Source organism: Clostridia bacterium (assembly GCA_034926675.1).
In the GTDB taxonomy this organism is placed as follows: Bacteria; Bacillota; DTU025; order DTU025; family DTU025; genus JAYFQW01.
In genome coordinates, this window is the sequence record JAYFQW010000017.1 from 49,652 (window position 1) to 62,259 (window position 12,608).

Here is a 12,608-nt window from a genome sequence, read left to right on the forward strand (position 1 = left end):
GTCGTTGGCGCCGGGCTCAACGGAAACTCTCACCATCCGGTACTTCGCCATCCCAGTGCCAGCGGGGATGAGTTTCCCGATGATCACATTCTCCTTGAGTCCTATGAGCCGGTCCGCCTTGCCCTTTATGGCGGCTTCAGTGAGCACTCTTGTCGTCTCCTGGAACGATGCTGCAGAGAGGAAGCTATCAGTCTGCAACGACGCCTTAGTGACTCCTAGCAGAACTGGTTTGGCCTCCGCAATCGCAAGCCCATTCGCCTTCATCAGGTCATTGACCTCGTTGAGCTCGAATATGTCGACTACCTCGCCTGGCAGCCGGTCGGTGCCGCCCGAATCCTCCACCTTGACCTTGCGCATCATCTGCCGCACCACTACCTCGATATGCTTGTCGTTGATCTCAACACCCTGCGAGCGGTAGACGTCCTGCACCTCTCTGACCACATACTGCTGAACAGCTAGGGGGCCGCGAATCCGCAGAATGTCGTGGGGATTCAGGGAACCCTCAGTGATCTTGTCCCCAGCCTCCACTCGCTGGCCGTCGCGGACTTCCAACCTTGCTCCGAATGGCACCGTGTAGTCGTGGTGCTCACCTGAGTCGGTAGTGACCACGGTCTTTCGGTTTCCTTTCGATTCCACAATGGAAACAACGCCATCATGCTCTGTAACAACCGCCAGGCCCTTGGGCTTTCTGGCCTCGAACAGCTCCTCCACTCGCGGAAGGCCTCTCGTGATGTCGTCGCCTGCGACGCCCCCGGTGTGGAAGGTCCTCATCGTAAGCTGTGTGCCTGGCTCGCCGATGGACTGCGCAGCGATCGTTCCAACTGCCTCGCCCACCTCCACCAGGTTGCCAGTGGCCAAGTTTCGTCCATAGCACTTCGCGCACACACCATAGCGGGTTTTACACTTGAGAACCGAACGGATCATCCAGGACTTGAACCCCGCTGAGGCGATCGCCTCAGCCTGATCCTCGTCTATCATCTCATTGGCGCGGACTATGACCTCACCCGTGCTGGGGGCGATGCAATCGGCCATACTCACCCTGCCAATAAGCCGCTCCGCGAAGGATTCAATCACGCTGTCGCCCTCGATAAGGTCAGTGGTTTCGATGCCCTCTGTTGTTCCGCAATCCTCTTCGCGGACGATTACGTCCTGCGCCACATCCACAAGCCTTCTGGTAAGGTACCCGGAGTCTGCGGTTCTGAGAGCCGTGTCTGCCAGGCCTTTGCGGGTTCCGTGCGTGGAGATGAAGTACTCCAGAACGTTCAGCCCTTCACGGAAGTTGGCCTTTATGGGCACGTCGATGGTGCGGCCCGACGGATCCGCCACAAGGCCCCTCATGCCAGCTAGCTGGTTGAGCTGCTGCACATTGCCTCGTGCTCCTGACGTGGCCATCATGTACACTGGGTTGATCTCTCTCACCTTGAACTCGGTAGGCGCGTCCGGGTTGCTCAGCTGCGCCTTCTGGAGTTTCTTCATGAGGATCTCCGGGTTGATGTTGTCTTCCATGGCCTTCTGGACCTTAGTGCGCGCCTCAGTCCAAGCATCGATGATCAGATTGTACTTCTCGTCCTCGAGGAGCAGGCCACGCCTGTACTGGCTCTCGATCTGCTCCACTCGCTTCTCTGCCTCGCCGACGATCTCAGGCTTTGAGGGCGGTATGGCCACATCCTCAATTCCGACAGTGGTGCCTGACACGGTCGCATAGTGGAAGCCCAACCGCTTCACTGCGTCGAGCACATCCGCGGTCCGTGCATTCCCATACTTGCGCCTCACCGCTCCGACCAGTTTGTTCAGGAAGCCTTTCGTAGCGGGATCGCGCTTCCTGTCGCTCGTCCTGAGATACTCAGTGATCGACACTCCCCTCTTCAGGAAGTCGCCCTCGGAAAGCTCAGGGCCGAACGTCTTCTTCGCCGAGTTCACATAGGGGAAATCGTCAGGAAGCACTTCGTTGAATATGAGCCTCCCCACGGTAGTGACCATCCTGCGAGTGCCGGCCTCTTCAGCTCCGTAGAGTAGTTTCTCCTTTGGGATCCGCACCACAATTCTGCTCTGTAGGGCCACAATCCCGGCATCGTACGCCGCCTTCGCGGCCTCAGGAGAGTGGAATGCCTTGCCCTCGCCCTTGGCTCCAATCCGCTCGAACGTCAGATAGTAGCAACCGAGAACCATGTCCTGCGTGGGGGTTGCCACCGGACCGCCATGGGCAGGCGACAGGATATTGTTGACGGAGAACATCAGAAGCCTCGCCTCGGCCTGTGCTTCCGCGGAAAGAGGCACGTGCACGGCCATCTGGTCGCCGTCGAAGTCCGCGTTATACGCAGTGCATACCAACGGATGTATCTGTATGGCCCTGCCCTCCACCAGCACTGGTTCGAACGCCTGTATGCCCAGTCGATGAAGGGTGGGAGCACGGTTCAAAAGCACCGGATGCTCCGAGATGACCTCTTCGAGGACATCCCACACCTCAGGCCTCACCCTCTCAACCATCCGCTTCGCGCTCTTGATGTTGTGGGCATGGCCCCGGTCCACAAGGCGCTTCATCACGAAAGGCTTGAAAAGCTCCAACGCCATCTCTTTCGGAAGACCGCACTGGTGCAGTTTCAGAGACGGCCCTACCACGATCACGGAACGGCCGGAGTAGTCAACACGCTTGCCAAGGAGATTCTGACGGAAACGTCCCTGCTTCCCCTTGAGTAGGTCGGAGACGGACTTGAGCGGGCGGTTGCCCGGACCTGTTACTGGCCGGCCACGGCGTCCGTTATCTATAAGGGCGTCGACTGCCTCCTGCAGCATGCGCTTCTCGTTCCGTACGATGATGTCAGGCGCCTGAAGCTCAAGCAGCTTCTTCAGCCTATTGTTTCTGTTGATGACTCGCCTGTACAGATCGTTCAGGTCGCTCGTGGCGAACCTGCCGCCATCTAGCTGGACCATGGGCCTGAGATCCGGCGGGATCACAGGAATCACCTCAAGGATCATCCACTCCGGCCGGTTCTGCGATTTCCTGAAGGCCTCCGCCACTTCAAGCCGCCTGATTGCCCTCACCCGTCGTTGCCCGCTGGTCTTGTCGGTCTCATCCCTCAGCTCCTGAGCGAGCTCAACTAGATCGATCTCGCGGAGGAGTTCCTGAATCGCCTCCGCGCCCATCATGGCCCTGAAAAGCTGCCCGTATTTCTCGCGGTACTCCCTGTACTCAGGCTCCGTGAGCAGCTGCTTCTTCGCAAGGGGAGTATCTCCAGGGTCGGTGACAATGTACGAAGCGAAGTATATGACCTTCTCAAGGGCCCTTGGCGACATATCGAGCAGAAGGCCCATGCGGCTGGGTATTCCTTTGAAGTACCAGATGTGCGACACCGGCGCAGCAAGCTCAATGTGGCCCAGGCGCTCACGGCGGACCTTCGCCTTGGTTACCTCCACACCGCACCTATCGCACACTACGCCCTTGTATCTGACTCTCTTGTACTTTCCGCAGTGGCACTCCCAGTCGCGCTGGGGGCCGAATATCTTCTCACAGAAGAGTCCCTCACGTTCGGGCTTGAGAGTTCGATAGTTGATGGTTTCCGGCTTCTTCACCTCGCCGCTCGACCACGCGCGGATCTGCTCCGGCGACGCCATCCCTATCCTGATCCGGTCAAAATCGTTGACGTCCAGCATCAGGCTCTCCCCCCTTCATCGCCGTCGGGTCCGATGTCGCCTGCGGAGTCAGTGCTCGGCTCCAGAGAGACATCGAGGATGTCATCTGCATCCTCCACAGTCTCCTCCTCGGCATACTCCTCCTCCGAAGTTTTCACATCCGCTGCCGGCTCCTCATGCCTCGCCGTCTCAGAGCGGTTCTCGATCCGGTCGGACCTGTTGCCGATGTCTATTCCCAGCTCTCGTGCTGTCTTGTTTATGTCGTCGTCTGATACGTCGTCATCCGTCTCCCTGATCTCGATCTCTCGATCACCCTCGCCGAATACCTTCACGTCAAGGCACAGGCTCTGCAGTTCCTTGATGAGGACCTTGAAGGCCTCAGGCACGCCAGGCTCAGGCACGTTATCGCCCTTCACTATCGCCTCGTAAGTTTTCACCCGGCCGACGATATCGTCGGACTTGACAGTGAGCAGTTCCTGCAGGGTGTAGGCAGCACCGTAAGCCTCGAGCGCCCAGACCTCCATCTCTCCGAACCTCTGGCCTCCGAATTGCGCCTTGCCCCCGAGGGGCTGCTGTGTGACCAGAGAGTATGGGCCAGTGGACCGAGCGTGTATCTTGTCGTCCACCAAGTGCAGGAGTTTCATCAGATACGAGTAGCCGACGGTGATCTCCCGGTCGAAGGGTTCACCAGTCCTTCCGTCGTACAACACGGTCTTCCCGCTTTCCGGAAGGCCCGCTTTCCTGAACATCTCGGTGATATCCGGCTCGTGTGCACCATCGAACACGGGGGTAGCCATGTAGACGCCCATAGCGCCCGCAGCCCACCCAAGATGGGTCTCGAGCACCTGGCCTATGTTCATTCGAGACGGAACGCCCAATGGGTTCAGCACCACCTGGATTGGCCGGCCATCAGGGAGGAACGGCATATCCTCCTCTGGCATTATCCTGGCGATGACGCCCTTGTTTCCGTGGCGCCCCGCCATCTTGTCGCCTTCCGATACCTTGCGTTTCTGAGCAACATACACGCGAACAAGCTTGTTCACACCGGGGCCCAGCTCATCACCGTTCTCCCGGGAGAACACGTGGACTGCTACGACCTTGCCTGCCTCACCGTGGGGAACCCGAAGAGATGTGTCCCGCACTTCGCGGGCCTTCTCTCCGAATATCGCCCGGAGAAGCCTCTCCTCTGGAGTAAGCTCCGTTTCACCCTTGGGTGTAACCTTACCCACTAGGATGTCGCCGGTTCTTACCTCGGCTCCGACGCGGATAATGCCCCGCTCGTCAAGGTCCTTCAGAGCATCTTCTCCGGTGTTCGGTATGTCCCTGGTGATCTCCTCAGGTCCGAGCTTGGTGTCACGGGCCTCTGATTCGTATTCCTCTATGTGGATGGACGTAAACACGTCCCCCATCACAAGCTTCTCCGAAATCAGGATAGCATCTTCGTAGTTGTAGCCTTCCCACGGCATGAAGGCCACCAGCACGTTGCGTCCTAGAGCCATCTCCCCGTGATCAGTGGATGGGCCATCGGCGAGCACGTCGCCGCGCTCCACCCGCTGCCCGCATGGAACCACGGGCTTCTGGTTCATGCATGTGCCCTGGTTGGACCGGGCGAACTTCATGAGCCTGTACTCCTCGACACGCCCTTCATCAGTCACAACCCGCACGTAGTCGGCACATGCCTCACGCACATAACCTGAGTGTTTCGCGACGACCACTATTCCGGAGTCGACAGCAGCCTTGTATTCCATTCCCGTGCCTACATACGGCGCCTCGGTCCTGATCAGCGGGACCGCTTGGCGCTGCATGTTCGAGCCCATAAGGGCGCGTCCAGCATCATCATTCTCAAGGAACGGGATCAGGGCGGTGGCAATCGACACCAACTGCTTGGGCGCCACGTCCATGTAGTCGACTTGCTCTGCCGGCACGATCACGATGTCGTCTTTCAGCCGGCACGCAGCTCTCGGATTCACGAAGAACCCTTCATCGTCGAGGAGTTCGTTGGCCTGGGCTACTACGTATCTGTCTTCAACGTCGGCCGTGAGATATCTGATCTCGTTCGTGGCTCGACCGTTCTCAACCTTGCGATATGGGGTCTCGATGAACCCATACTCGTTTATCCTGGCGTAAGTGCACAGCGAGCCGATCAGGCCGATGTTGGGGCCTTCAGGTGTCTCGATAGGGCACATCCGTCCATAGTGAGAGTGGTGCACGTCGCGGACGTCGAACCCTGCCCGCTCTCGCGAAAGGCCGCCGGGCCCCAGAGCCGAGAGGCGGCGCTTGTGAGTGAGCTCTGCGAGGGGATTGGTCTGGTCCATGAACTGCGAGAGCTGGCTTGACCCGAAGAACTCCTTGATCGACGCCACAACCGGCCTGATGTTGATCAGCGCCTGCGGAGTGACAGCCTCGACGTCCTGAATGGTCATGCGCTCCCGTATCACTCGCTCCATACGGGAAAGCCCTATCCTGAACTGGTTCTGGAGGAGCTCGCCTACTGACTTGAGCCTCCTGTTGCCAAGGTGGTCGATGTCGTCAGTGACACCGATGCCGTGCTGCAAGTTGATCAGATAGCTGACCGCGGCGACCACGTCCTGAGGAGTGATCACCTTGACGTCAGCAACCCTGTATCCGTTTCCAAGTATCTTGACTTCATCGCGGGATCCATCAGCCGGACCAACGTACGCCTCAGTGAAATGGATACGGTGCTCCAGGTCACGGATGAGTTCCGCTTTCCGCGCGGTAACGCGCTCCTCGGCTTCGACTACGTTTCCGGTCGGCGTTCCGAGGATCTCCCCGGTGTTTGGATCGATCCCGACGCCGCGGATCTCCCCGGTGTCGGTGTCAACCGAAAGGCCGGACGCAGGATCGCCTATCGCACGGGAGACAGTTTGCCCTATGAGCCTGTCAGCCAGCTCAAGTTTCTTGTTCAGCTTGTAGCGGCCTACGCCTGCCAGATCGTACCTCTTGGGGTCGAAGAAAAGCGACTCAAACAGGGATCTCGCACTCTCCACGGCAGGAGGCTCCCCTGGGCGCAGCCTCTTGTAGATCTCCACAAGGGCCTCATCTTCACTGTTCGAGCTGTCGCGCTCGAGCGTATTGAGGATGAACTCATTCTCGCCGAACAGGTCCATGATCTTCTGGGTGGTGCCATATCCGAGCGCGCGCAGAAGCACCGTTACGGGGATTCTCCTGGTGCGGTCCACCTTAACCCATGCCACCCCCGACGCGTCAGTCTCAAACTCGAGCCACGCGCCGCGGTTGGGAATTATGCTGGCTGTGTAGATGGTCTTCCCGGAAGTGTCCTTTGCAGCATCGAAGTAGGCGCCAGGGGACCTAACAAGCTGGCTGACTATTACCCGCTCCGCCCCATTTATGACGAAGGTGCCCTTATCGGTCATTAGGGGGAAGTCGCCCATGAACACTTCCTGTTCCTTGACCTCTCCAGTCTCCTTGTTGATGAGCCTTACCTTCACCTTCAAAGGAGCCGCAAACGTCACGTCCCGCTGCTTGCACTCTTCCTCTTCGTACTTAGGCTCCCCGAGCGAGTACCCGGTGAACTCAAGGACTAGGTTCCCGGTGAAATCCTGGACTGGCGAGATGTCATGAAACGTCTCTAGCAGCCCCTCATCGAGAAACCACCGGTAGGACTTCTGCTGGATCTCAATGAGGTTAGGAACCTCAAGCACGTCCGGTATCTTCGAAAACGAGTGCCTCTCCCGCCTCACCGGTCTCTCCGCAATGTCCATGCTACCCACCCTGCTTCCTTGTATGATTCCCGGGCATAACGAATAGCGCGGACCTTGCTGACTTTTGGCTCCTCCCTCCAGTCATATCCGCGCTGAAAGAATTAGATCAAACCTCTAAGTAGCATGCGTGTTTCCTTGTCCCCTTATGCTTGATGATCCTAGGGGATCGACATGCTGTCCCCTTGTGACAATAACCTATGTTATCACAAACGGGGACGGCGGTCAACCCCAGGAACGTGACCCAAGGAACGGACAATTGCACGTTCCAGCCCCAACTGAGCTCAGATCGACGCCAAACCAGAGGAAGTCGGGGGGGCTTCCGGACCATCTCCGAGCCGAAGCTGCAGTCTGGCCCGGAAGCAGCATCCCGACGCATGCCCATGAGTGATGATTACTTGATCTCGATCTGGGCCCCAGCCTCGGCGAGCTTCTTCTTTATCTCCTCGGCCTCTTCCTTCTTGACGCCCTCCTTCACGGGCTTGGGGGCGTTGTCGACTAGGTCCTTAGCTTCCTTCAGGCCGAGCCCGGTGAGCTCGCGGACGACCTTGAGCACGGGGATCTTCTTGTCTCCGGCACTGATGAGGATCACGTCGAACTCGGTCTTCTCCTCCACCTCAACGGCAGGGCCAGCGGCAGCAGGGGCGGCGGCGACTGCCATCGGCATCGCGGCGCTCACTCCGAACTTCTCCTCAAGGGCCTTCACCAGGTCGGAGAGCTCAAGAACGTTCATGGATTCAATAGCGGCAAGGATCTCTTCCATATTCATCGGGTGGTTCCTCCCTCTTACTGAGCCTCGACGGCAGAAGCTCCGCCGCCGGCCTCTTCCTTTTGCTTCCTAACAGCCTCTAGGGTCCATACTAGCTTACGCGCAGGGCCGGATAGCACGTTCACGAGCCCAGCCATGGGCGACTGCATCACTCCGAGGAGTGTCCCAATTAGCACCTCGCGCGACGGAAGCGCCGCAAGTTGCATCACCTGCTCCTTGCCGATGGCAGAACCCTTGAGGATTCCACCCTTTATGGCAAGGATCTTGGTCTCCTTGGCGAAGTCCACTAGGATCCTGGCTGGAGCCACTGGATCCTTATGACCGAAGGCCAATGCCGTCGGTCCCTCTAGATAGTGGTCAAGCCCGTTCACTCCGACCCTTCCGGCTGCGATCCGTATGAGGGTGTTCTTGTAGACCTTGTAGTCAACCCCGACCTCCAATAGCTTCCGCCGCAGCTTGGTGACTTGTCCAACGGAGAGCCCGCGAAAATCGGCCAGAACCGCACTACTAGCTGACGACAGCTTAGCTTCGAGCTCCTCGATGGTCTTGGCTTTCTCTGGTGTAGGCACGTTTGCACCTCCATTCCATCCGCACAATTACGGCAGCCTGACTGCCGCCTACCTGGACAACAGAAAGGGACCTCTGCACGTGCGGCCGGAGGTCCCGTGTGTGACGGGATATATCGCCATCCTCCGACCTCGGCAGGCGGATCGCGCATCCAGTTGGACGCCGCATCCATTAAGCTGCGCCTCGGGGCATAGCCCCTGAGCACGTGCGCCTGCTGTCTTGGGCCAGGTGCGTCTTTCTATTGTCATGGGCAAACGCCCGCTACTTCTCGACAGACATACCCGCGACCGACTGCGGGTTCACGTGAATCCCAGGGCCCATCGTGGACGCGATGGTCACGCTCTTCAGGTAAGTGCCTTTGGCCGCTGCAGGACGGGCCTTAACGATCGCCTCCATAAGGGTGGCGACGTTCGCGGTGAGTTTCTCCTCACCGAATGAAGCCTTCCCAACCGGCACATGCACGATCCCGGTCTTGTCGACCCTATACTCAACCTTGCCGGCCTTGATCTCGTTCACCGCTCTGGCGATGTCGAAGGTGACCGTGCCGGTTTTCGGGTTCGGCATGAGGCCCTTAGGGCCTAGGATCTTACCGAGCTTGCCGAGGACGCCCATGAGGTCGGGGGTTGCGACTGTCACGTCGAAGTCGAGCCATCCGCCTCTGATCTTCTCAGCCAGGTCTTCTGCACCCACGTAGTCGGCGCCGGCGTCCTCGGCCTCCTTGGCCTTCTCGCCCTTGGCGAAGACCACAACCTTCTTGGACTTGCCGGTTCCGTATGGCAGCACTACCGCGCCTCTGACCTGTTGGTCAGACCGGCGGGGGTCGACCCCCAAACGAACGTGGGCTTCGATGGTCTCATCGAACTTCGCCTTAGCCACCTCCCCTAGGAGCTTGATGGCCTCAGCAGGTTCGTAGAGTTTCGCTCTGTCAACCAACTTGGATGCGTCCTGATACCGCTTGCCTCTGTTAGGCATTCATGAATTCCCCCCTCGTGGTAGTAGCGGAGTTGATCCTCCCACGATCCGTGGCCTACCTACTCATCGGCCACTTCGACGCCCATGCTTCGGGCGCTTCCAGCAACTAGGCTCATGGCTGCTTCGATGTCATTGGCGTTAAGGTCCTGCATCTTCACCTGGGCTATCTCTCTAACCTTCTCGCGGGAGAGCGTGCCCACCTTGGTTTTGTTGGGCTCACCGGAGCCTGACTCCACGCCCAACGCGCGCTTGATCAGGAACGACACCGGGGGAGTTTTCAGCACCAGTGTGTACGAGCGATCGTCGAACACGGTGACTTCCACTGGGATGATCGTCCCAACCTGGTCGGCAGTTTTTGAGTTAAAGTTCTTGCAGAACTCAACGATGTTGATGCCTGTAGGAGCAAGCACAGGACCTACTGGCGGAGCAGGAGTTGCCTTCCCCGCGTTCAGCTGCAGCTTAACCATGGCTGTGACTTTCTTCGCCATACGCTGACACCTCCTTTCGAAGTGAACGCTAGTACTTCTCCACCTGCGAAAAATCGAGTTCAACCGGGGTCTCGCGTCCAAACATGGACACAGCTACGCGCAGTTTGCCCCGTTCCTGGTTGACTTCCTGGACGGCGCCGGAGAAGTTCTGGAACGGACCGGACATCACCCGGACCGTCTCGCCCACCTCGAAATCCACCTTGGGCTTGACTTCTTCCATACCCATCTCCTGCAGGATCACATGGGTCTCACCGTCGGTAAGGGGAGTAGGCTTATTGCCTGATCCGACGAATCCTGTGACCCCAGGAGTGTTTCTGACCACGTGCCACGAGTCATCAGTCATGAGCATCTCGACCAGCACGTACCCAGGGTATTTCTTGCGCTTGACGACCTTCTTCTTGCCGTCTTTGTACTCGACTTCGTCCTCAGTGGGTATGAGAACGCGGAAGATCTTATCTTCCTTCTCCATGGTCTTTACGCGGCGCTCGAGATTCGCCTTCACCTTGTTCTCATAGCCGGTGGCCGTGTGAACCACGAACCAAGCTACACCTTCGCCGGGCATGTCAGTGCTCATGTCGCTCATGCAGCCGTCCCGAATACCCTGTTGACGAGGGCCGAGAGACCCAGATCGATAACCCCAAGGAACACTGCAACGATGAACACGTACACCACGACGGCGATGGTATAGGACATGAGTTCCTTCCTGTTCGGCCACTGTACTCGTTTGAACTCGGCCCGGACCTCCCTCAGGTACTTGCCGATCCCAGCGAACCAGCCCTGGGCGCGCGCGAGGAGAGTCGGTTTGGCCTCTGTAGCCATGGTTTGGATCCCTCCCCTGTGAAACACGTCTAGATTATATCCTAGCGCGTTTCCTTGTGTAAAGTCTGCGCCCTGCAGAACTTGCAGTACTTCTTTCGCTCGATCCTGTCTGGGTCGTTCTTCTTGTTCTTTGTGGTCTGGTAGTTGCGGTTCTTGCACTCCGTACACTGGAGGGTGATGCCTTCCCGCATGTCGTTGGACCTCCCTCGTTTGAACCCTCGTCCGTGCTCCCCTTCCAGCTCGGGACCAGGGGCGCGAATAGCGCCCCTCAGCGTGGGGGCGCACTTTCAGTCACTTTTAGACGTTACCACACCTGCGTTAGGCTGTCAACGGCTGGGCGAGCGGCCGAGCGGCGCCGCGTCAACCTACAGTCGGTCGATACCTCCTGTGGATCGCGCGCAGGGCGCACAGGACCGCCAACAATTCTGGCACTGCGATCCTCGAATCGCCATCGATGGAGCTTCGACGGCGTCGCACGCTGACACTGTTACCCATTCTCGCACCCTTGACTGAATAGAGACGCGAGTTCTTTCACTTGAACACAGGGCCCCATCTCAATTCCCTCTCGGATTCGCGCGCGTTGCACACCCAACACGGTATCCAAGTGCAAGCTGGACGCAGAGCGGTCCGAAACCTTGACTCCGGAGAAAACCTCATCACATCTCTGCGAGTCGTAGCGTATCGCAGTAATGCCCTAGTTTGCGCCCGTTTTCGAGCGCCTCCTGTTCGGCGACTTTCTCCCGGTGTGCGAGACGTTGCCCTACGCGATGCCAGGGCAATGCCTCAGGTACAAAGTATCCAGCGAACTCTGGGCTGCAGCAAGAACTGAGTGGTTGAGCGCCCAGGGCCCCATATCCAGCATCCGCCTGCGCTTGTACGGGCGAGCAATCGCGGGGGACGGGGTGGAATTCTCATTTTTGGGTAAATCGGAGATGCAGATTCTCATCCGTGAGGATTCTCCGGCGGCTCGCGCTCAAAAATGGGAAACTCCGCCCGGACCCAGGACGTGCACCGTCGAGGCGTGGCTGAGCGCCGTCAGTGGATCGCGAGCAGATCGCCGTTGCCAGGATGCCCGCGGGGGCACAACGCGCGTAGCTGGACGTAAAGGAAAGGCGGCGCGGCGGCGCCGCCTACCGACTATGCTCCCGCACTTGTTCGGGCGAGCAGTCGCGGACGGCTGCGCCGGGATTCTCATTTTTGTGCGAAACGACGGGTGGAGATTCTCATCCGTGAGGATTTTCCGGCGGCTCGCGCTCAAAAATGGGAAACTCCGCCCGGACCCAGGATGTGCACCGTCGAGGCGCGGCTGAGCGCCGTCAGTGGATCGCGAGCAGATCGCCGTCGCCAGGATACCCGGGGGGGGCACAACGTGCGTAGCTGGACGTAAAGGAAAGGCGGCGCGACGGCGCCGCCTACCGACTATGCTCTCGCACTTGTTCGAGCGAGCAGTCGCAGGCAGCTGCGCCGGGATTCTCATTTTTGAGCGAAACGACGGGTGGAGATTCTCATCCGTGAGGATTTTCCGGCGGCTCGCGCTCAAAAATGGGAAACTCCGCCCGGACCCAGGATGTGCACCGTCGAGGCGCGGCTGAGCGCCGTCAGTGGATCGCGAGCAGATCGCCG

The 12,608-nt window shown here is 58.8% G+C and carries 8 protein-coding genes and 1 pseudogene; all 9 read right to left on the reverse strand.

The genetic code is table 11. From position 1 onward, the window contains the following. Positions 1–21: 21 nt before the first annotated feature. The 9 genes and pseudogenes from rpoC to rpmG all read right to left on the reverse strand — a co-directional run bounded on the left by rpoC (position 22) and on the right by rpmG (position 11,176). A pseudogene (gene rpoC, locus VB144_06195) lies at positions 22–3,651 on the reverse strand (DNA-directed RNA polymerase subunit beta'). Then, complete coding sequence (gene rpoB / locus VB144_06200) at positions 3,651–7,373, reverse strand: DNA-directed RNA polymerase subunit beta (GenBank protein MEA4883235.1); 3,723 nt, start codon at positions 7,371–7,373, stop codon at positions 3,651–3,653. Before rpoB ends, rpoC begins: the two are co-directional and overlap by 1 nt. A gap of 391 nt (positions 7,374–7,764) precedes the next feature. Then, entirely contained in the window at positions 7,765–8,139 is a 375-nt protein-coding gene (rplL, locus tag VB144_06205) for a 50S ribosomal protein L7/L12 (GenBank protein MEA4883236.1), read from the reverse strand. 17 nt (positions 8,140–8,156) lie between these two features. Continuing rightward, the gene (rplJ, locus tag VB144_06210) at positions 8,157–8,708 is read right to left on the reverse strand and encodes a 50S ribosomal protein L10 (protein MEA4883237.1); all 552 of its coding nucleotides are present in this window, start codon (positions 8,706–8,708) and stop codon (positions 8,157–8,159) included. 259 nt (positions 8,709–8,967) lie between these two features. After that, positions 8,968–9,678, reverse strand: a complete 711-nt coding sequence (rplA, locus tag VB144_06215; GenBank protein ID MEA4883238.1) for a 50S ribosomal protein L1 — start codon at positions 9,676–9,678, stop codon at positions 8,968–8,970. 59 nt (positions 9,679–9,737) lie between these two features. Next, complete coding sequence (gene rplK, locus VB144_06220) at positions 9,738–10,166, reverse strand: 50S ribosomal protein L11 (GenBank protein MEA4883239.1); 429 nt, start codon at positions 10,164–10,166, stop codon at positions 9,738–9,740. Between the two features lie 28 nt (positions 10,167–10,194). Further along, on the reverse strand, positions 10,195–10,749 hold the full coding sequence (gene nusG / locus VB144_06225; protein ID MEA4883240.1) for a transcription termination/antitermination protein NusG: 555 nt from the start codon (positions 10,747–10,749) through the stop codon (positions 10,195–10,197). Then, the gene (gene secE, locus VB144_06230; protein ID MEA4883241.1) at positions 10,746–10,985 is read right to left on the reverse strand and encodes a preprotein translocase subunit SecE; all 240 of its coding nucleotides are present in this window, start codon (positions 10,983–10,985) and stop codon (positions 10,746–10,748) included. Before secE ends, nusG begins: the two co-directional genes overlap by 4 nt. A gap of 41 nt (positions 10,986–11,026) precedes the next feature. Further along, the gene (rpmG, locus tag VB144_06235; GenBank protein MEA4883242.1) at positions 11,027–11,176 is read right to left on the reverse strand and encodes a 50S ribosomal protein L33; all 150 of its coding nucleotides are present in this window, start codon (positions 11,174–11,176) and stop codon (positions 11,027–11,029) included. Positions 11,177–12,608 lie beyond the last annotated feature (1,432 nt).